16 protein-coding genes and 2 tRNA genes are annotated in these 19,635 nt (G+C 65.7%); 5 read left to right on the forward strand and 13 right to left on the reverse strand.

All coding sequences use genetic code 11. The annotated features are described in order from the left end of the window. Positions 1–18: 18 nt before the first annotated feature. The 4 genes from prfB to HS053_RS11940 form a co-directional block, all read right to left on the reverse strand. The gene (prfB, locus tag HS053_RS11925; protein WP_174211463.1) at positions 19–1,146 is read right to left on the reverse strand and encodes a peptide chain release factor 2; all 1,128 of its coding nucleotides are present in this window, start codon (positions 1,144–1,146) and stop codon (positions 19–21) included. Positions 1,147–1,304: 158 nt separating this feature from the next. After that, on the reverse strand, positions 1,305–3,851 hold the full coding sequence (locus HS053_RS11930; protein WP_174211464.1) for a PBP1A family penicillin-binding protein: 2,547 nt from the start codon (positions 3,849–3,851) through the stop codon (positions 1,305–1,307). 114 nt (positions 3,852–3,965) lie between these two features. Further along, the gene (locus tag HS053_RS11935; RefSeq protein ID WP_174211465.1) at positions 3,966–5,168 is read right to left on the reverse strand and encodes an N-acetylmuramoyl-L-alanine amidase; all 1,203 of its coding nucleotides are present in this window, start codon (positions 5,166–5,168) and stop codon (positions 3,966–3,968) included. A 34-nt stretch (positions 5,169–5,202) separates the two neighbouring features. Continuing rightward, positions 5,203–6,354 carry a pyridoxal phosphate-dependent aminotransferase gene (locus HS053_RS11940; protein WP_174211466.1) on the reverse strand — a complete coding sequence of 384 codons (1,152 nt, stop codon included), beginning with the start codon at positions 6,352–6,354 and terminating at the stop codon, positions 5,203–5,205. Between the two features lie 79 nt (positions 6,355–6,433). On the opposite strand from HS053_RS11940, the gene HS053_RS11945 reads away from it, so the two are divergent. After that, positions 6,434–7,183: a DsbA family protein gene (locus HS053_RS11945; RefSeq protein ID WP_174211467.1), complete on the forward strand. Its 750-nt coding sequence runs from the start codon at positions 6,434–6,436 to the stop codon at positions 7,181–7,183. Positions 7,184–7,186: 3 nt separating this feature from the next. On the opposite strand, the gene HS053_RS11950 is transcribed toward HS053_RS11945, so the two are convergent. Next, a complete protein-coding gene (locus HS053_RS11950) occupies positions 7,187–8,398 on the reverse strand; it encodes an MFS transporter (protein ID WP_174211468.1) in 1,212 nt (403 codons plus the stop codon). 86 nt (positions 8,399–8,484) lie between these two features. Here HS053_RS11950 and HS053_RS11955 point away from each other — a divergent pair, with 86 nt between their 5' ends. Beyond that, positions 8,485–9,381: a LysR family transcriptional regulator gene (locus HS053_RS11955; RefSeq protein ID WP_174211469.1), complete on the forward strand. Its 897-nt coding sequence runs from the start codon at positions 8,485–8,487 to the stop codon at positions 9,379–9,381. Here HS053_RS11955 and ispG read toward each other — a convergent pair whose 3' ends face one another. From ispG to HS053_RS11975, 4 genes are all read right to left on the reverse strand, one after another. After that, positions 9,382–10,497, reverse strand: a complete 1,116-nt coding sequence (gene ispG, locus HS053_RS11960) for a flavodoxin-dependent (E)-4-hydroxy-3-methylbut-2-enyl-diphosphate synthase (protein ID WP_174211470.1) — start codon at positions 10,495–10,497, stop codon at positions 9,382–9,384. A gap of 87 nt (positions 10,498–10,584) precedes the next feature. Next, positions 10,585–11,784, reverse strand: coding sequence for a helix-turn-helix domain-containing protein (locus HS053_RS11965; protein ID WP_241699834.1), 1,200 nt, complete (start codon positions 11,782–11,784; stop codon positions 10,585–10,587). Between the two features lie 118 nt (positions 11,785–11,902). Beyond that, positions 11,903–13,126 (reverse strand): 5-aminolevulinate synthase, encoded by a 1,224-nt coding sequence (hemA, locus tag HS053_RS11970; RefSeq protein WP_174211471.1) that lies wholly within the window; start codon positions 13,124–13,126, stop codon positions 11,903–11,905. A gap of 113 nt (positions 13,127–13,239) precedes the next feature. Continuing rightward, positions 13,240–13,647, reverse strand: a complete 408-nt coding sequence (locus HS053_RS11975) for a hypothetical protein (RefSeq protein WP_174211472.1) — start codon at positions 13,645–13,647, stop codon at positions 13,240–13,242. Between the two features lie 105 nt (positions 13,648–13,752). On the opposite strand from HS053_RS11975, the gene HS053_RS11980 reads away from it, so the two are divergent. Both HS053_RS11980 and HS053_RS11985 read left to right on the forward strand, forming a co-directional pair. Then, positions 13,753–15,138, forward strand: a complete 1,386-nt coding sequence (locus HS053_RS11980; protein ID WP_174211473.1) for a M20/M25/M40 family metallo-hydrolase — start codon at positions 13,753–13,755, stop codon at positions 15,136–15,138. Continuing rightward, positions 15,138–15,581: a GNAT family N-acetyltransferase gene (locus HS053_RS11985; protein WP_174211474.1), complete on the forward strand. Its 444-nt coding sequence runs from the start codon at positions 15,138–15,140 to the stop codon at positions 15,579–15,581. Before HS053_RS11980 ends, HS053_RS11985 begins: the two co-directional genes overlap by 1 nt. 45 nt (positions 15,582–15,626) lie before the next feature. Here the strand turns inward: HS053_RS11985 and HS053_RS11990 are convergent, their stop codons facing one another. Both HS053_RS11990 and HS053_RS11995 read right to left on the reverse strand, forming a co-directional pair. Continuing rightward, the gene (locus HS053_RS11990; RefSeq protein ID WP_174211475.1) at positions 15,627–15,887 is read right to left on the reverse strand and encodes a DUF1344 domain-containing protein; all 261 of its coding nucleotides are present in this window, start codon (positions 15,885–15,887) and stop codon (positions 15,627–15,629) included. Between the two features lie 276 nt (positions 15,888–16,163). Next, positions 16,164–16,240: transfer RNA gene (locus HS053_RS11995), tRNA-Asp, on the reverse strand. A gap of 196 nt (positions 16,241–16,436) precedes the next feature. Here HS053_RS11995 and HS053_RS12000 point away from each other — a divergent pair. Further along, positions 16,437–18,179: a leucine-rich repeat domain-containing protein gene (locus HS053_RS12000; RefSeq protein WP_174211476.1), complete on the forward strand. Its 1,743-nt coding sequence runs from the start codon at positions 16,437–16,439 to the stop codon at positions 18,177–18,179. A gap of 39 nt (positions 18,180–18,218) precedes the next feature. Here HS053_RS12000 and HS053_RS12005 read toward each other — a convergent pair. Continuing rightward, a tRNA-Asp gene (locus tag HS053_RS12005) sits at positions 18,219–18,295 on the reverse strand. A 134-nt stretch (positions 18,296–18,429) separates the two neighbouring features. Next, on the reverse strand, positions 18,430–19,368 hold the full coding sequence (locus tag HS053_RS12010; protein WP_174211477.1) for a pirin family protein: 939 nt from the start codon (positions 19,366–19,368) through the stop codon (positions 18,430–18,432). Positions 19,369–19,635 lie beyond the last annotated feature (267 nt).

Genomic DNA, 19,635 nt, shown 5'->3' on the forward strand with positions numbered 1-19,635 from the left:
CATGTCCGGCAGCCGGGGTCAGTCATCGGCCATCGCATCGGCCCGGCCCTTGCCCGCCACACCCATCGCCAGCGTCGCCGCCATGAAGCGGTCAAGGTCGCCGTCCAGCACACCCTGGGTATCGCTGGTTTCGTGGTTGGTGCGCAGGTCTTTGACCATCTGATAGGGTTGCAGCACATAAGAGCGGATCTGGTTGCCCCAGCCGGCGTCGCCCTTGCTTTCATGGGCGTCGTTGATCGCGGCGTTCCGCTTGTCCAGTTCCATCTGATAAAGCCGCGCCTTCAGCGCATTCATCGCAATCTCGCGGTTCTGGTGCTGCGATTTCAGCGAGGAGGTCACCACGATATTGGTCGGGAAGTGGGTGATCCGCACCGCCGAGTCGGTCTTGTTGACGTGCTGGCCACCGGCGCCGGACGACCGGAAGGTGTCGATGCGGATGTCCTTGTCCAGCACCTCGATCTCGATATTGTCATCCACCACCGGATAGACCCAGACGCTGGCGAACGACGTCTGCCGCTTGTCGCCCGAACCGAAGGGGCTGATCCGCACCAGCCGATGCACCCCGGATTCGGATTTCAGCCAGCCATAGGCATTGCGCCCCGACACCTTGTAGGCGACCGATTTGATCCCCGCCTCTTCGCCGGGGGTCTCGGACAGCATTTCCACCTGATAGCCCTTGCGCTCGGCCCAGCGGACATACATCCGCGCCAGCATCTCGGCCCAGTCCTGGCTTTCGGTGCCGCCGGCGCCGGCGTTGATTTCAAGGAAGGTGTCGTTGCCGTCGGCCTCACCGTCCAGAAGCGCCTCAAGCTCTTTCTGCGCCGCCTCTTCGACAAGGGCGCGCAGCGAACCTTCGGCCTCGGTCACGATCTCGGCGTCGTCCTCCATCTCGCCCAGCTCGATCAGCTCGACATTGTCCTTCAGCCCTGCTGCAAGCCGCTTGTAGGTGCCCATCGCGTCGATCAGCGCCTGCCGCTCGCGCATCAGCTTTTGCGCTTTGGCCGGATCGTTCCACAGATCGGGCGCCTCGATCAGCGCATCGAACTCTTCCAGCCGGTGCGGCGCGGTTTCCCAATCCAGCCGCTGCGCCAGAAGCTTCAGCGATTTCTCGATCTGCTCGATATGGTTCAGCGTCTCGGCGCGCATGGCGGTTCCTTCCAAATTCGGCGCGGTGATAGCGCGGCCCAAGCCACGGAGCAAGGGAGCCGCCCTTCATCTTGGTCCAAATATCCCCCGCGGAGCGTCCGCGGCAGGCGGCGGGAGCCTCCGGCGGGGATATTTATCGCCAAGATGAAATGGCAGGGTCAGTAAAGCCCACCGGAACTAAGCGTGCCGAAATCGGCCTTTTTCGGCACCGCCTTCTGCTGACCGTCCGAGGTGGTGACGGTATCGACCTGTTCGCTGCCGCTGTCGGTCTCGCCATAGGCGAAGAGCGGCAGGTTCGAACCCATGGCGAAACCGCCGTCCACCATCGCGTCAAGGCCGAAGAGAACCTCTTCACCTTCGCGGAAATATTCCGAAATTACGTTAGGGCCCGAGGCATCGGGGCCGAGCTTGGCCCCCGTGAAGCGGTCGATCTTCTGGAAATACCCCCCCGGGGGCACCTTGAATTCGGTGCCGCCAAAGCGTTTGACGGCTTCGGACATAAATTCCTGAAAGATCGGAACGCAGAGCGTGCCGCCAAAGGCACCGGGGCCAAGGCTGCGCGGCTGGTCAAAGCCAAGGTAGCAGCCCGCCACGATGTTCGAGGTATAGCCGATGAACCAGACATCCTTGGCGTCATTGGTGGTGCCGGTCTTGCCCGCCACCGGCACCGGCAGCCGCACGCCGGTTCCCGAGCCGCGCTGGATCACGCCCTGCATCATCGACGTAAGTTGATAGGCGGTGATGGCATCCATCACCCGCTCGCGGTTGGAGGTGATCTGCACGCCCTCGCCCGAGGGCAGGCTGTCATCGCCACAATCGGTGCATTGGCGCTGGTCATGACGGTAGATGGTCTTGCCCCGGCGGTCCTGCACGCGGTCCACCAGCGTCGGCTCGACCCGCTCGCCGCCATTGGCGAACATGGCATAGGCGGCCACCATCTTGAACAGCGTGGTCTCCTGCGCGCCAAGGCTGTTGGCCAGCAAGGGTTGCAGCCGGGAATAGACGCCGAACCGCTCGGCATAGCCCGCCACCGTGTCCATGCCGATTTCCTGCGCGATCCGCACCGTCATCAGGTTCCGGCTCTGCTCGATCCCGGTGCGCAGCGGCGTCGGGCCATAGAATTTGTTCGAGGCGTTCTTGGGCGTCCACAGGCCCTGCGGCGTTTCAATCTCGATCGGGGCATCGACCACGATCGTCGCCGGGGTAAAGCCCGAATCCAGTGCCGCCGCATAGACAAAGGGCTTGAACGAGGAACCGGGCTGCCGCGTCGCCTGCGTGGCGCGGTTGAAGACCGAAGCCTGATAGCTGAAGCCACCCTGAATCGCCATCACCCGGCCGGTGTTCACGTCCATCGCCATGAAGCCGCCCTGCACCTCGGGCACCTGCCGCAGGGACCAGCGCACAAAGCTGCCATCCTCGTCCGAGGTGACGGCGCGCACCATGACCACATCGCCCACCTCGACCAGATCGGCGGGCACCCGGGCCTTCTTGGCCAGCTTGCCATCTGCCAGCCGCTTGCGCGCCCAGGTCACGTCTTCGGCCGGGATGGTGCCGGTATCCGCCTCCCCCTCGATCCCGACGGTGGCGGTCTTTTCGCCCAGTTCCAGCACGACGGCGGCCTTCCAGCCTTCGACATCGCGGGGCAGTTCGGTGACTTCGGCCAGTGCCGGGCGCCAGTCGGACAGTTTCTCGATCGGCAGCGCCTTGCCGGTGCCGCGCCAGACGCCCTGATTGCGGTCGTATTTCTCAAGCCCCCGGCGCAGGGCGCGGGCGGCGAGTTCCTGCAACTCGGGGTCCATGGTGGCGCGGATCGAGAGGCCGCCGCCAAAGAATTCCTCCTGCCCGAAGGTGCCCGACAACTGACGGCGGATTTCGTCAGTGAAGTAGTCGCGCGGCGGCAGGGCGGTGCGGAAGGCCGGGAAATCGCCGTTCTGCACCGTCAAGAGCGGCTCTGCCGCCGCCGCCTTGGCGACCGCCGGGTCCAGATAGCCGTTCTGCGCCATCTCGTTCAGCACATAGTTGCGCCGCTCGATCAGCCGATCCTTGTTGCGCACCGGATGGAAATCCGAAGGCGCCTTGGGCAAGGAGGCCAGCGTGGCCGCCTCGGCGGGGGAAAGCTGATCCAGCGTCTTGTTGAAATAGGTCTGCGCCGCCGCCGCCACCCCATAGGAGTTCTGGCCAAGGAAAATCTCGTTCAGATACAGCTCAAGGATCTTGTCCTTGGACAGCGTTTCTTCCAGCCGCGAGGCGAGGATGATTTCCTTGATCTTGCGCTCGACCGAGCGTGAGCCGTCCAGCAGGAAGTTCTTCATCACCTGCTGAGTGATGGTTGAGGCGCCGCGCAGGTTCTGGCCCCGGCTGATCACCGCATCGCGGAAAGCCGCGATCATGCCGGTCACGTCATAACCCTTGTGGGTGTAGAAATGCTTGTCCTCGGCCGAAACGAAGGCATCCTTCACCAGCTTGGGCATGTCCTCGATGGCAACGAACAGCCGGCGCTCCTGCGCGAATTCGTCGATGATGCGGCCCTCGCCGGAATAGATGCGGCTGATGGTCGGCGGGGTATATTGCGCCAGGCTTTCATGGCTGGGCAGATCGGCGGAGTAGATGTAGAAAATCGCGCCGACCGACAGGGCCCCGAACAGAAGCCCCAGCGTGATCGCCGTGAAAAGCGCCCCGAAAAAGGAGCCGATGAACCTGACCACGCCCTGAAACCCCGCCCACCTGTCTGCGCCCGCGTCTTCTATACAGGCTTGGCCACAAGGTCAAAGCAACAGGCCGCGATCCGGCGCCGAATGCGCGGCTTTCGCCACGGGGTCTCAGGGCGCGACCGAAGCCCCCAGAACTCGGTCTTCCGCCGCCCAGGCCAAGAGCCCGTCGCGCAGCGCCAGCGCCATGCGCGACCGCCATTCCGGGTCGGTCAGCCGCTTGAGGTCGCGCGCCGAAGACATGAAGCCCAACTCCACCAGAACCGAGGGGATGTCAGGCGATTTCAGCACCGAAAACCCGGCCTGCTGGCGGGGATGGCGGTGCATCCGCAGATCGGCGGCCTTGATCGCCGCCTCCAGCGCCAGCGCAAGCCGGTCGGTGCGCGGGCTGGTCTCGGCCCGGGCCATATCCATCAGCACCTGCGCCACAAGGTCGTCCTGCTGCGTCAGGTCCACCCCCGCCAGCAGGTCGTCGCGGTCGTGCCGGGCCGCAAGCGTTTCCGAGGCGGCATCGGTCGCCTCTTCCGACAGGGTATAGATCGTGGCTCCCACCGCCTCGCCCTCGGCAATCGCATCGGCATGAAGCGAGACAAAGACCGAGGCCCCCGCCGCCCGCGCAATGGAAATCCGCGTCTCCAGCGGCACAAAGACATCGCCCTCGCGCGTCATCACCACGCTGAAGCGGCCATCGCGCAGCAAAAGCTCCTTCAACTCGCGCGCGAAGGTCAGCATCAGTTGCGCCTCTTTCGCGCCGTCGCGTTCGGCCCCGGGGTCGATGCCGCCATGTCCGGGGTCCAGCACCACGACCAGCGGCCCCGCCTGCTGCCGCGGCAGGGGGGCCAGATCGGCGGGCCGGGGCACCGCCCATTCCGGCGGCTCGGGCTGGGCCGCCGCCGCCACGAAATCCGCCGCTGCCGCCGGGGCAAGATGCAGCCGCAGCCGCACCGCCCCCGCGGTCACCATTTCGGAGCGGGTCACCAGCATCGGGCCGGGCAATTCCATCACCAGCCGCGACCAGCCGGGCCGGAACACCCCCGCCCGCAGCACCACCCCCTTGGGCCGCGCCACGCTGTCCAGTCCGCTCCAGTCCACCTCGCGCAGGTCCAGCACCAGCCGCGGCGGGTCCGCCTTCACCCGCACCCGCCAGGGCACCGGCTGCGACAGGGCAAGATCAAGGTCGATCCCGCCCGCCCCCCCGGTAATGGCCGACCCCGCCGCCTCCAGCCGCGCCAGCGCCGACAGCTCCTGCGGTGCCACAGGCCCGGCGCAGCACAGGCCCAGCACCCCGAGCAGCACTGCGACCAGCGCTTTCATCTTGGCCCAAATATCCCCGCCGGAGGCTCCGACCCTAGCCACGGGCACCGCGCCCGGCCATATGGGCCTTCAGCCGTGCCAGACCCTCGACGATATCCGCCGTCGCCCCGGCATAGGAAAACCGCAGCCAATGCGCCCCGCGCCGGGGATCGAAATCCAGCCCCGGCGTCACCGCCACTCCGGCCTCGTGCAGGATCTCCTCGGCGAAGGCCAGACTGTTGTCGGTCAGCTCTGAGATGTCGGCATAGATGTAGAAGGCCCCGTCCGGCGGCGCGATGCGGGTGAAACCCGCAGCAGGCAGCCCTTCCAGCATCAGGCGGCGGTTTTCGGCATAGGTGGCGCGGTTCGCCTCCAGTTCCTCCACACAATCCAGCGCGGCAAGGGCCGCGACCTGGCTGGCATGGGGCGGGCAGATGAACAGGTTCTGCGCCAGCCGCTCCACCGTGCGGATATGATCCTCGGGCACCACCATCCAGCCCAGCCGCCAGCCGGTCATGCTGAAATACTTGGAGAACGAGTTGATGACATAGCAATCGTCGCTGATCTCCAGCGCCGAGACCGCGCGGCTCCCGTAATGCAGCCCGTGATAGATTTCATCCGAAACAAAGCTGATCCCGCGCTGATCGCAATGACCGATCAGCGCGCCCAGTGCCGCGCGGTCCAACATCGTGCCGCTGGGATTGCCCGGCGAGGCCACGATCAGCCCCTGCAGGTCATGGCCGGCAAGGTCGGCCGGCACCGGTTGCAGCCGGTTTTCAAGGTCGGCAGGGATGCCCACCGGTTCCAGACTCATCGCGCGCAGGATCTGGCGATAGCTGGGATAGCCCGGCTCGCCCAGCCCCACCCGGTCACCCGCGTCGAACAGCGCGGCGAAGGTCAGCAGGAAGGCGCCAGAAGATCCCGAGGTCACCACCACGCGGTCGGGGTTCAGATCGACGCCATACCAGCGGTGATACAGCGCGGCGATGCCCGCGCGCAGCGCGGGCAGGCCCAGCGAGGTGGTATAGCCCAAGGGCTGCTCCAGCGCCGCCGCCAGCGCGGCCCGCGCGCCTGCGGGGGCCGCCGTGCCGGGCTGGCCCACCTCCATATGGATGATCCGGCGGCCCGCCGCTTCAAGCTGCCGCGCCGCTTCGACCACATCCATCACGATGAAGGGATCGACCTCACCCCGCCTTGATCTTCGCATCGCCCCGCCCCTATTGTCGCGCCCATGTTCCCGCGACGGGCCGGAAGGTCAAGCCCGCGCCAGCCCAGCCGGAGTTCCGATGCGTCCCATCCTTGCCGCCCTGCCCCTTGCCATCGCCCTCATGGGCACGGCTGCCCATGCCGAAGGCGCCGCCCCGATGACCGAGGCCGAGCGGGCCGCCTTCCGGGCCGAGGTGCGGGCCTATCTTCTGGAAAATCCCGAGGTGCTGATTGAGGCGATGGATGTCCTGCAATCGCGTGAGGCGGAAACCGCCGCCGCCCGCGATGTGCAGATGCTGGCCGACAACAAGGAGGCGCTGCTGAACGACCCGGCCTCATGGGTGGGCGGCAACCCGCAGGGCGATATCACCATTGTCGAATTCACCGATTACCGCTGCGGCTATTGCCGCAAGGCTTTTGCCGAGGTCGAGGAACTGGTGAAATCCGACGGCAATATCCGCTTCGTCCTCAAGGAGTTCCCGATTCTGGGCGAAGATTCGATGATCTCGTCGCGCTTTGCCATCGCGGTGCGGCAGTTGCATGGCGATGAAGCTTACAAGAAGGCGCATGACGCGCTGATCACCCTGCGCGGCAGCCCGGATGCGGCCACGCTGGGCGCGCTGGCGGTTGATCTCGGGCTTGAGGCCGGGCCGATCATCGCGCGGATGAATGCCGATGAGGTGACGGCGGTGATCGCCGCCAACCATGCGATGGCCGACAAGTTGCAGATCACCGGCACACCGACCTTCGTTCTGGGCGACCAGCTCTTGCGCGGCTATGTGCCGCTGGATGCGATGCGCCAGTTGGTCGAGGACGAGCGGGCGGGCTGAGGATCAGCCCGCCACCACGGCTGCGGCGCGGGTTTCGCGCCGCGCCAGCACCACAAGACCAAAGCCCAGCACAATCAGCGCCAGCCCCAGCACCCCGAAGGCGCCCGAAAGGCCGAACCCCGCAACCAGCGGCGCCGAGACCAGCGGCGACACGAATTGCCCCAGAAAGAACGCTGTCGTCAGCAGGCCCGAGGCCCGGCCGCGTTGCGTTTCGGGCACCCGCGCCATGAACCATGTGGTGTAGTTCGGCATCGACGGCCCCATGCCCAGCCCCGCCAACACTGACCCGGCCAGCACCCATTCCCAGCTTGTGGCATAGGCATGGCACAAAAGCCCCGCGCCCATCAGCACGAAACTGCCGGCAAACACCCCGATTGCCGAAACATGGCGGCGGATGCGGCCATACATCAGCGCGGTGGGCATCGACACCAGCGTCAGCGTCGCCATGATCGCCGCCACCGCAACCGGGCTGGTCACGCCCATGCCTTCCAGAAGGAAGGGCAGACGGGTCGGCGTGACATAGAAGGTCACCATGAAGACAAAGGCCAACGGCCCGACAAAGGCATAGGCAGCCCAGGGAAAGCCCGCTTCGGCACGGCTGCGCGGACGCGCGGCGGCCTCGGCCTTGCGCCGGGCAATCTCGCGGCCATGCGGGGCCAGCGCGATCAGCGCCAGAATGGCCACCGGGATCACCAGCGCGTAGACCGCAAAGGCGCCGCGCCAATGCAGGCTGGACAGCGTGCCGCCCAAAAGCATGAAGACCACGCCCCCTGCCGACATCGCGGCACCCTGAATGCCCAGAAACCGCGCCCGCGCCGCCCCCTGCCAGAGATCGGCGCTCCATGTCATGGCCAGCGTCATGGTCAGCGCCACGCCAAAGCCAAGGCAGAGCCGCCCGAGCAGAATCGCCGGCAGGCCGTCGGCCCAAAGCCCGGTAGTGCCACCCACCGCATAAAGCAGCGCCGCAGCGATCAGCAGAACCTGCCGGTTTGCCCGGTCGATCAGCCAACCCGAGGCGCCCGCCGCGATCACCACCGCCAGCGATGGCAGCGTCACGATCAGCCCGGCCAGCGTGTCGATCCCTTCCACCCCGGCGAAATGGCTGCGCAGTCCCGGCAGCGACGAGACGATGGTGGTATTGGCCATGATGGTCATCGAGGCCATGAACAACACGGCCAGCGTTGCCCCGCGTCCGGGGCCGGTGTTTTCTTGCATCTTGTTACTCGCGTTTCCGGCGCTACTCTTGCGCTCATCCAGATTTTTGGACAAGGTGGCAATAAATGGATGGTATGTGCATATAAATGGACAAAGAGCTTGACCTTGCCGCCCTGCGCGCCTTTCGCTCGGTCCTGCGGGAAGGGTCTTTTGCTGCGGCCGCGCTGGCGCTGCGGGTGCCGAAATCCACGCTTTCCAAACGCTTGGCCGATCTTGAGGCGCAGCTTGGCGTGCGGCTGATCGAACGCACCACCCGCCATCTGCGCCCCACGCGCGAGGGGGAGGTGCTGGCCAGCCGGGCCGACCGGCTCTTGGAGGCGGCCGAGGATATCCGCCGGGTGCTGGGCGAATCGGGCGGGCAGCCCAAGGGCCATTTGCGGCTGGCCATGCCCCAGGTGCTGGGCAATCTGGTAATGGGCCGGATCGCCGCCGATTTCCGCCGCCTGCACCCCGAGGTGACGCTGGAAATCCATTTCCTCGACCGCGCGCCCGACCTGCTGGAGGAAGGGTTCGACGGCTGCGTGCGCCTTGGCCCGCTGGAGGACAGCACGCAGGTCGCGCGGCGGTTGAGCCATGGGCTCGCCCTGCTGGTGGCCCATCCCGACCTGCCCGGACTGTCGCGGCTGACGCATCCGCAAGATCTGCTGGCCATGCCGCTGATCGGGCTGGCCATGCCCTGGCCCGGGGGCTGGCCGCTGGAAAACGGCGACGAGCAACTGGACCTGCCGGTGGACCCGCCCTTGCGGCTTGGCTCGCAACTGGCGGTGCGCGATGCGGCGCTGGCAGGCGCGGGCATCGCCGCGCTGCCCACCCTCATCGCCCTGCCAGAGCTGGAAGCGGGGCGGCTGGTGCGGGTGCTGCCCGGCTGGACCACCCGCCGCAAAGAGCTTTATTTCGTCTATCCTTCGGCGCAGTCAGTGACCGCGCGGCTGCGGCTGTTCATCGAACATCTTGCCGCCGCCATGGCGCCCGACGCGCGTTGACTATTCCGCCTCGCGCGCGGCAATCTCGGCCGCCCGCGCCTCGACCAGTTCCACGATATGGTCCACCATCCGGTCATTGCCCAGCTTGTGGTCCTGCTTGCCCGCCAGATAGACCATGCCCGACCCCGCCCCGCCGCCGGTAAAGCCGATATCGGTCATCAGCGCCTCGCCGGGGCCGTTCACCACGCAACCGATGATCGACAGCGAAATCGGCGTCTTGATATGCTCCAGCCGCTTTTCCAGCGCCTCGACCGTCTTGATCACGTCAAAGCCCTGCCGCGCGCAGGAGGGGCAGGAGATGATCTGCACCCCGCGCGTGCGCAGGCCAAGGGATTTCAGGATTTCAAAGCCGACCTTCACCTCTTCCACCGGATCGGCAGAAAGCGAGACGCGGATCGTGTCGCCGATGCCGAACCACAAGAGGCTGCCCAGCCCGATGGCCGATTTCACCGTGCCGGAAATCATCCCCCCCGCCTCGGTGATGCCCAGATGGATCGGCGCGTCGGTGGCGGTGGCAAGCTGCTGATAGGCGGCGGCGGCCATGAAGACATCGGACGCTTTCACCGAAATCTTGTATTCGTGAAAATCGTTGTCCTGCAACAGCTTGATATGGTCCAGCCCGGATTCCACCATGGCATCGGGGCAAGGCTCGCCGTATTTGTCCAGCAGGTGCTTTTCCAGCGACCCGGCATTGACGCCGATGCGGATGGAACAGCCGTGATCCTTGGCGGCCTTCACCACCTCGGCCACCCGTTTGGCATCGCCGATGTTGCCGGGGTTGATCCGAAGGCAGGCGGCCCCCGCCTCGGCCGCCTCGATGGCGCGTTTGTAGTGGAAATGGATGTCCGCCACGATGGGCACCGGGCTTTCGCGGCAAATCTCGCGCAGCGCCGCCGTGCTTTCCACATCGGGCGTGGACACCCGCACGATATCGGCCCCGGCAATGGCGGCGCGCTGCACCTGTTCCAGCGTGGCCTTCACATCGTGCGTCAGCGTGTTGGTCATGGTCTGCACCGAGATCGGCGCATCGCCCCCGACCAGCACCTTGCCCACCCGGATCTGGCGGCTGACCCGCCGTTCGATATTGCGCCAGGGGCGGATCGGATTGTGGGTCATGGCGGGCTCCTGCACGGGTCAGCGCCTAGATAGACGTGCAAAAGCCCCGGGGCAATGCCGCCGGGGCCTTTCGTGATCTGGCAAGGCTTACTCGGTGACCGGGGTCGGCAGAACTGAACCGGCATCGGCCACGAATTGCGCCAGCGCGGTATCCTTGCCCGGATCGGCCGGTTGATACGAGGCCATCAGCGCCTCGGCGCCAAGGTTCACATTCTTCACCACATTGGCGCCGGGCGCCGCCGGGCCGATGGTCTGGCCGTTGACCACGAAATAGACCGATCCCGAATTGCCCGAGCGCAGCGAAGCGGCCTCTTCCAGCGGCGGCACGGCATAGCGTTCGCCCGCATCCAGAATCTTCTCGAACAGCACCGTGCCATCGGCGGCCTTGACCTGCACCCAAGCCGGACGCACCGCCAAAACCTCAACCCCCGGGGTCACATTGGCGACCACCTGAACCGTTTCCTCGCCCATGGCCGAGGCGACCGCCCCTTCCACCGCCGAGGCCATTGCGCCGTTCTGGCGCGGGTCAATCGCCGCAATCGGGCCGTCGCGGGCGGTCAGCACCGGCACATCCAGCGCCTGCGGCTGATAAAGCCGGTCCAGCGGATCGGGCGTGGTCCCGCCTGCCGCCACCTGCTCGCCCACTTCGGGGGCCGAACGGACCAGCGGCGCATCGGCCTTGACGTTGCCCAAGGGGTCAATCTCGGCCACCACGGCGGGGGCCTGATCAATCGGCGCCAGTTGCACGCGCTGCACCTCTTGCAGCACCGACCAGCCACCGTAACCGATGGCCCCGATCAGCGCGACCAGCACGGCGAGCGAGCCGACCGCCCCGGGTTCCACCCGCGACAGAAAGCTTTCGCCCAAGGGCGTGAAGGAAACCGAAGGGCTGGCAATCGGGTCGCGGCTGTCGCTGTCCACCTTGCGGGCGCGTTTGGCGGCCATGCTGACCGAAGAGGCGGCGGCAGACATGCCATGTGCCACCTCGAAATTCGCCTCGCGGCAGAACTTGGCAAAGGCCCAATCCGGGTCCATCCCCAGATAGCGCGAATAGCTGCGGACATAGCCGGAAATGAAACCGGGGGTTTCAAAGGCCGCGACATCGGCATTTTCGATGGCGGCGATATAGGTCGCCTTGATCTTCAGCTCGCGCTGGACATCGAGCAGGGATTTGCCGAGCGTCGCCCGCTCGCCCCGCATCAGATCACCGAGGCGCAACTCGAAGTCGTCAAAGCCCTTTGGCTTATCGACCTCTGGCGCGGGAGCCCTGAACCTCCGCCCGATCATGCAACCTGTCCCCGTGTCCCGTATTTTCTTGCCAAGAGCCGCGCCCCTGCGACTCTCCTGCTTCGTATTGAGCATTCCGTAACACAGGGCAAGCGATTCTGCATGTGCAGAACCGACCTCAGGCCGAAGCCTCGGCGCGATTCAGCGCACAGTGCTTCCACAGGCTGTCCATCGCCTTCACCAGCCGGTCGATCTGACCCGCGTCATGCACCGGCGAGGGGGTAAAGCGCAGCCGTTCCGTGCCACGCGGCACGGTCGGAAAATTGATCGGCTGCACATAGATACCGTGATCTTCCAGCAGCATGTCCGACAGCATCTTGCAATGGATGGGGTTGCCGACATGCACAGGCACAATATGCGACCCGTGGTCGATGATCGGCAGGCCCAAACCCCGCAGCCGCATCTTCAGGATACGGGCGTTGAGTTGCTGGGCGTCGCGCAGGTGCTGGGCGGTCTTCAGCACCCGCACCGATGTGGCCGCACCGGCCGCCACGACCGGCGGCAAAGAGGTGGTGAAGATGAAGCCCGGGGCATAGCTGCGCACCGCATCCACCATCTTCGCAGATGCAGCAATATAGCCGCCGAACACGCCATATGCCTTGCCCAGCGTGGCGTTGATGATGTCCACGCGGGCCATCTGGCCATCGCGTTCCGCGACCCCTGCCCCGCGCGGCCCATACATGCCGACGGCGTGAACCTCGTCCAGATAGGTCAGCGCGTTGAACTCTTCGGCCAGATCGCAAATCTCGCGGATCGGGCCGAAATCGCCGTCCATCGAATAGATCGATTCAAAGGCAATCAGCTTGGGCGCCTTGGGATCATCCGCTTCCAGCAGGGTGCGCAGATGGGCCACGTCATTGTGCCGGAAAATCCGCTTCTCGCCGCCGCCACGCCGCACGCCCTCGATCATCGAGGCATGGTTCAGCGCGTCGGAATAGATGATCAGGCCGGGAAACAGCGTGCGCAGCGTGGAAAGCGTAGCGTCATTGGCGATATAGGCCGAGGAAAACACCAGTGCTGCATCCTTGCCATGCAGGTCGGCCAGTTCGGCCTCAAGCCGCTTGTGGTAAACCGTGGTGCCGGAAATGTTGCGCGTGCCGCCCGAACCGGCGCCGGTGGCATCCAGCGCCTCGTGCATCGCGGCCAGAACCTGCGGATTCTGCCCCATGCCAAGGTAATCGTTGCCGCACCAGACGGTGATCTCGCGCTCGGTCCCGTCGGGGCGGCGCCAGATGGCTTGCGGGAAATGGCCCTTGCGCCGCTCGATGTCGATGAAGGTGCGGTAGCGGCCTTCGTCATGCAGGCGGTTCAGGGCGGTATCCAGCCCGGCTTCGTAATTCATCGCGTTTCTCCTGGCGTTCGCCCGGGCCTTGTGGCCCGGATGAGCTTGGACTGCATTGACTTGGGTCAAGCGGGGGGTGCCTGTAAAGTGGGCAAATCGCCGCCCCCGGCAAGTTACCTGGCCGGGCCAACCTCAAGCACGACGACGCAGGGCGCCTTGGACTTGGGCTTGCGGGCGGCATCGCAGGCGGCCGCCGCCTCTGCCGCCGCCGTTGCGGCATCGGGGAAATCGGCCAGCGCCATGGCCGAAGCCACCGGCTGCCCGTCGCGGATGAAGCCTTCGTCGGGCGACATCGCCAGCGCGGCATAGCTGCCCGGCTTGCCCGGAACGAAGACCGCCAGCGCATCCTTGTTGGTCATCACCAGCCGCAGCGTCGCCAGTTCCTCTTCCGTCAGGAAAGGATGGACATGCAGCGTCACGCCGGACTTGCCGAGTTTCGCCGTCTCGACCGGCACGTCCTGCGCCAGCACCGGCAGCGCGGCAAGACCCAGACCAGCAGCAAGGCAAAGGGTTCTCAACATGGCAATCTCCTTTTCACGCGATGCGCATAGCGCAAGCGACCGGCTCTGGACAGTCCCCTTGCGCCTGATAGGCTTGCCCCCGCCGTTCACGTTAGGATGAAGAAGATGAGCCTTGATGCCGTGCTGGCCCGGATTGACGAAACCCTGCCGCAGGCGCTGGACCGTCTGCTGGAGCTTTTGCGAATCCCCTCGATCTCGACCGATCCGGCCTATGCCGCCGATTGCGCCCGCGCCGCCGACTGGCTGGTGCGCGACCTTCAGGATCTGGGGTTCGAGGCCGCCAGCCGCCCCACCCCCGGCCATCCGATGGTGGTGGGCCATGGCAGCGGCAACGGCGCGGGCGGTGCGGGGCGGCACCTGCTGTTCTATGGCCATTATGACGTGCAGCCGGTGGACCCGCTGACCCTCTGGGACCGCGATCCCTTTGACCCGCAGGTGCAGGACACTGCCCGCGGCAAGGTGATCCGCGGCCGCGGCTCTGCCGACGACAAGGGCCAGTTGATGACCTTCCTTGAGGCGTGCCGCGCGTGGAAGGCCGTCCATGGCAGCCTGCCCGGCAAGCTGACGATCTTTCTGGAAGGCGAAGAGGAAAGCGGCTCACCCAGCCTGATCCCCTTCATGCGCGAGAATGCCGCCGAACTGCACGCCGATATCGCGCTGATCTGCGACACCGGCCTGTTCGACGACCAGACCCCCGCGATCACCACCATGCTGCGCGGCCTGCTGGGCGAGGAATTGACGATCCACGCCGCCGACAAAGACCTGCATTCCGGCAGCTATGGCGGGGCGGCAATCAACCCGATCCGGGTGCTGTCCAAAATTCTGGCGGGCCTGCATGACGGCAGCGGGCGCATTCAGGTGCCGGGCTTTTACGACGGCGTGGGCGAATTGCCCGACGCCATCCGCGCGCAATGGCAATCGCTGTCCTTTGACCATGCGAAATTCCTCGGCGATGTCGGCCTGTCGGTGCCTGCGGGCGAACAGGACCGCACGCCGCTGGAAATGCTCTGGTCACGGCCCACGGCCGAGGTGAACGGCATCTGGGGCGGCTATACCGGCGACGGCTTCAAGACCGTGCTGCCCGCCGAGGCCCATGCCAAGATTTCGTTCCGGCTGGTGGGCGCGCAAGACCCCGAGGCGATCCGCGTGAACTTCCGCAAATGGGTCGAGGATCAGCTTCCCGCCGATGTCACGGTGACGTGGAAAGGCCACGGGACCTCGCCCGCAGGCGTCATGGCGATCGAAGACCCGGCATTCGAGGCGGCCCGGCTGGCCTTGGGCGAGGAATGGGGCGTGCCTGCGGCCTATATCGGCTGCGGCGGCTCGATCCCGATTGCGGGCTATTTCAAGACCGAACTGGGCATGGATGCCATGCTGATCGGCTTTGGCCGCGACGATGACCAGATCCATTCGCCGAACGAGAAATACGACCTTGAGTGCTTCCACAAGGGCATCCGCTCTTGGGCACGGGTTCTGGCGCGGCTGGCCTGATGGCGATCCGCGACGCAACCCCCGCAGATGAGGCCGTCTGGCGGCAGCTTTGGACCGGCTACCTCGCCTTTTACGAGGTGGCCCTGCCGGATGAGGTCACCGCCGCCACCTGGGCCCGGCTGATGGACCCGGCAAGCCCCGTCAAGGTCCGGCTGGCCGAGGAGGACGGGCAGGTCATGGGCTTTGCCATCCACCTGCACCACCCCTCCACCTGGGTTCTGGGCGAAGACGCCTATCTGGAAGACCTTTTCGTCTCCCCCGCGGGGCGGGGCCGCGGTCTGGGCCGGGCGCTGATCGAAGATCTCTATGCGCTGGCGCGGGCCAAGGGCTGGCACCGGGTCTATTGGCTGACCGATCAGGACAATGCCACGGCGCGCCGGCTGTATGACAGCCTTGCGCCCAGCGACAACCATATCCGCTATCGCCGCAGCATGGCGGAATGAAAACGGGGGCCATACGGCCCCCGTTTGTCTTGTTGCACGAGCGGCTCACCCGGCGGCGGTCATGGTGCTGGCCTCATGCAGCTTGCCGTTCATCGCCCAGGTCAGGTTGACCTTTTCACCGACCTTGAACGCATCGAGGTTGAAGGTCTTGGGCAGCACATAGACCGTGCCGTCCTGCAGCGTCACCTCATGCGTGGCGGCGTCCAGCGCCTTGATGGTGCCGGTCGCGGTATAACCGGCCGCCATCGCGGCAGAGCCAAGGCCGATGGCGGCCACAAACAGAACGGGAAGGAAATGGGAACGCATCTTGCGTCACTCCGGTTTGGGGGCCCTTGGGCATCCCCGATGGCGCGGTTCGCCGGCTCTGTCGCGTCGGCGGGGGATGTCCCGCCCGGCAGCGTCTGACCGCGCTGAGAAGGTGATACACCCGCCGCCACGCGCCGCATAGCCGGGCTCACCGCGGTTTGAGCGGCGGTGAGCCGGCGTGCTTCACCCCGGCGCGAGGCGGCGGCCATGAACGCCCAAAGGCCCGGAAAGGCTGGATTTTCCGGGTGGGCACAAGATTTTCCAAAAGGGGGAAAGTGGCGCGGTGGACGGGGCTCGAACCCGCGACCCCCGGCGTGACAGGCCGGTACTCTAACCAACTGAGCTACCACCGCGCGATGGCGGCTGGGTAGAGGATCACGCCCGGGGCGTCAAGCGGAAAGCGGCAGTTTTCCCCGCTTTCGCCCCGTCATTTCCGCGTCAAGTCTGCGTCATGTTTGCGTATATTTCCCGTATATACACCCGCAGCTTGCTTGACGGCTGGCCCGGCGCCCGCCCAAGCTGCGGCAAGGACGGGTATCGGGGCAAAGCATGGCGGATGGTTCGGCGGCGGAAGTGGCCTATCAGGCGGCGCTGAGGGAGATTGAGAGGGTGAGGGCGGCGGGGGAGAGCAGGCTCGACCTGTCCGAAACCGAATTCTTCAATCTGGACTGCATCCCACCTGAGATTGCCACCATAGAACGACTCGGTTTTCTGAACCTCGATGGCACGAAGATCAGCGACCTCGCCCCGTTGCGGCACATGACCGTGCTGCGAACCCTCTGGCTTGACCAAACCGCCGTCAGCGACCTCTCCCCACTGCAATGCGTAACCGCGCTGCAGAGCCTCTCGCTCAACCAGACCGCCGTCAGCGACCTCTCCCCGCTGCGAGAGATGACAGCACTTAGGAACCTCTGGCTTGACCAGACTGCCGTCAGCGACCTATCCCCGCTGCAGGAGATGACCGAACTACGGAGCCTCTCGCTCGACCGGAGCGAAGTCAGAGACCTCTCGCCACTGCGGGAGATGACGGACCTGCAGCGCCTCTTGCTCAACCAAACCGCCGTCAGCGACCTCTCCCCGTTGCAGGGAATGACCTCAATGAGAGTGCTTCAACTTAGCTACACTGGCGTGAGCGACCTGAACCCGTTGCGACACATGGCCGACCTGAGATCCCTTTGGATAGACGGCAGCAAAGTTGAAGATCTGCGCCCTATCTCGCATCTCAAGCTGCTTGGCACCGAGGTTTATACCGAACTTTCCTTCTACTCGACGCCCGCGGCTGCATCGTCACCCCAGCTTCTGGCACTGGCCAACAGTGGTTACCATCGCAAGCGCACGCGCGAGACGCTGGCCTATCTGAAAACCCTGCCGCCGTGGCCGGAGCCTTTGCCGTGGGAGCAGGCTGAAGAGCAGCCCTTGACCGTCACGGCGTTGATCGAGGCGCAGGATCGCGCCGGGTGGCGCTATGTTCCGGGCGTGAATGCGCTGCAGCTTTATGTGACAGACCTGCCCAGCGATGCCCGGCAAGAGCAGATGGCGCGCATGGTGGCCGAGCGGAGCGGGCGGCTGGTCGACAAGCTGGGCACGCGGGTCAACTCAGGGGGACTGCGGCAGGAAACGCACGAGGAGACCAAGCGGTTTCAGGCGATTCTTGCGGATGACAGCCGCAGCCTTGGCACGCGGTCGCTTGAGCTTTGGGGCAGCCTGATCGCCCTTGGCGATCTGCTGGAAGAGAACGACCGCGCGGCGCGGGCGGGACGTGATGCGCTGGACCTGCTGCCTGCCGAGGCGCGGGCGGCGCTGTCTACCCTGCTGGGGGTGGCAGCGGGGCTGGTGCGGTCTTTCCCCGAGGCGCGCGAACTGGATGACGACCATGGCAACTTCCTGCGCCGTAGCCTGAGCCGCGAGGTGGTCAGGGACTTGCTGGAAGGAGCGTTGCGCGCAGCCCTGATCGAACCGCGCAGCGCCGCCTTGGTGCAGCATGTGGCCGTGGTTGCCGAAAAGGACGGCAAGCAGGCGCAGAAGGCCGATGGCGTCACGATAGCGGGCATCCGAAATCTGCTGCTGATCGCTGGCATGATTGGCGCCCCGGTTGGCGGGGTTGTCGCGGGAATGACTTCGGACATTGGCGCTGACATCAGCAACCATTACGAGCTGGGCGAAAGGGCCTTGGACTTCCTTGAGGGGTCTGAGCGCGAAATCAGTGAGTTTCTCGACTCATTGACACCGGACGAGCGCGCTGTGCTGAAAGCCGCTCTGGAAGATGCCAAACGGCGCAACGACCCACAGTAGAAAGCAAAAAGCCGCCCCTTGGAGCGGCTTTCTTGCGACTGGCGCGGTGGACGGGGCTCGAACCCGCGACCCCCGGCGTGACAGGCCGGTACTCTAACCAACTGAGCTACCACCGCGCTTCGCATCCCGGTTGCCCGGGCGTGACGGGGGTTTACGGGGCTTCGCAGATGGCGTCAAGCGGGGGGCGTGCAAAAAGCTGCGGGTTTTTCACCGGCCCCGGCGCCGCGCCACCGTTGCCCCCTGCCCCGGCTTAACGCTCGGGTGCCGGGATGAATTCGGCGTTGTCATTGGGCGGAAGGTGAAAGCGGCCATGGGCCCAGTCGCCCGCCCGCCAGGCCTCTTTCGCGGCCTCGATCCGCTCTTTCGACGAGGCGACAAAGTTCCACCAGATATGGCGCGGCCCGTCCATCGTGGCACCGCCCAGGATCATCAGCCGCGCGCCCTCGGCCCCGGCCTTGACCGAGACGCGATCCCCCGGGCGGAAGACCAGCATCTGCCCGGCGGGGAAGGTCTGACCGGCCACCGTCACCTCGCCTTTCAGGATGTAGATGCCGCGATCCTCATGATCATCGGGCAGCGGAAGGGCGGCATGGGGGGCAAGCGTGGCATCGGCGTAGAGGGTTTCGCTGTGCAAGGGCACCGGCGCCCGCTCCCCCCAGCCATGGCCGAGGATCAGACGCAGGTGCTTGCCCTCGCCCTCCAGCTCGGGCAGCGCGCTGGCGGGGGCGTTGTGGAAGGCGGCGGGGTCATCCTCATGCGCCTTGGGCAGGGCGAGCCAGGTCTGCAGCCCGAACAGGCTTTGCGGTGCCTGACGCGCGGGGCCGTCCATCCGCTCGGAATGGGTGATGCCATGGCCGGCGACCATGAGGTTGACCTCTCCCGGCGCGATCCAGGCATCGGTGCCAAGGCTGTCGCGGTGGTGCATCCGGCCCCGCAAGAGATAGGTGACGGTGGCGAGGCCGATATGGGGATGCGGGCGGACATCCACCCCCTGCCCCGTGAGGAACTCGGCTGGACCCATCTGGTCGAAGAAGATGAAGGGGCCGACCATCTGCCGCTGGGCCGAGGGCAAGGCGCGGCGCACCTCGAAGCCGCCGAGGTCGCGGGCGCGGGGGATGATGACGGCGGCGATGGAATCAACCTCGTCACCCATGGGGATCGACGGGTCCAGTGCGGGGTTCCAGCTCATCTCGGCCTCCTGTGGTTGGGAGTAATGTAGCCCAAAACGGGCCGCACAAAACGCCGATTGAAACGCAGGAGCTGTGCGCGGCTGCACGGAGGCGCAGATGAGATCCCGGGCGAAGCGAAAGATATGATGTAGTGCGGTCGGAGAGCAGTGATCGCATGCCTGAAGTCGGAGCGGCACGCTAGGGTCAGGCCCCATAAATTCACTTGAGTGTCGGCTCGCGGCATGATTCAAGCTCCCGACTTGTGGGGAGGGATCATGAGCGAGCGT

Origin of the sequence: Tabrizicola fusiformis (assembly GCF_013328815.1) — a bacterium.
Classification (GTDB): domain Bacteria; phylum Pseudomonadota; class Alphaproteobacteria; order Rhodobacterales; family Rhodobacteraceae; genus Fuscibacter.

Coding starts and splice junctions, on each gene's coding strand:
- prfB (WP_174211463.1), bottom strand. CDS start 1,146: ATGCGCGCCGAGACGCTGAACCATATCGAGCAGATCGAGAAATCGCTG.
- HS053_RS11935 (WP_174211465.1), bottom strand. CDS start 5,168: ATGAAAGCGCTGGTCGCAGTGCTGCTCGGGGTGCTGGGCCTGTGCTGC.
- HS053_RS11940 (WP_174211466.1), bottom strand. CDS start 6,354: ATGCGAAGATCAAGGCGGGGTGAGGTCGATCCCTTCATCGTGATGGAT.
- HS053_RS11945 (WP_174211467.1), top strand. CDS start 6,434: ATGCGTCCCATCCTTGCCGCCCTGCCCCTTGCCATCGCCCTCATGGGC.
- HS053_RS11950 (WP_174211468.1), bottom strand. CDS start 8,398: ATGCAAGAAAACACCGGCCCCGGACGCGGGGCAACGCTGGCCGTGTTG.
- HS053_RS11955 (WP_174211469.1), top strand. CDS start 8,485: ATGGACAAAGAGCTTGACCTTGCCGCCCTGCGCGCCTTTCGCTCGGTC.
- ispG (WP_174211470.1), bottom strand. CDS start 10,497: ATGACCCACAATCCGATCCGCCCCTGGCGCAATATCGAACGGCGGGTC.
- HS053_RS11965 (WP_241699834.1), bottom strand. CDS start 11,784: ATGATCGGGCGGAGGTTCAGGGCTCCCGCGCCAGAGGTCGATAAGCCA.
- hemA (WP_174211471.1), bottom strand. CDS start 13,126: ATGAATTACGAAGCCGGGCTGGATACCGCCCTGAACCGCCTGCATGAC.
- HS053_RS11975 (WP_174211472.1), bottom strand. CDS start 13,647: ATGTTGAGAACCCTTTGCCTTGCTGCTGGTCTGGGTCTTGCCGCGCTG.
- HS053_RS11980 (WP_174211473.1), top strand. CDS start 13,753: ATGAGCCTTGATGCCGTGCTGGCCCGGATTGACGAAACCCTGCCGCAG.
- HS053_RS11985 (WP_174211474.1), top strand. CDS start 15,138: ATGGCGATCCGCGACGCAACCCCCGCAGATGAGGCCGTCTGGCGGCAG.
- HS053_RS11990 (WP_174211475.1), bottom strand. CDS start 15,887: ATGCGTTCCCATTTCCTTCCCGTTCTGTTTGTGGCCGCCATCGGCCTT.
- HS053_RS12000 (WP_174211476.1), top strand. CDS start 16,437: ATGGCGGATGGTTCGGCGGCGGAAGTGGCCTATCAGGCGGCGCTGAGG.
- HS053_RS12010 (WP_174211477.1), bottom strand. CDS start 19,368: ATGAGCTGGAACCCCGCACTGGACCCGTCGATCCCCATGGGTGACGAG.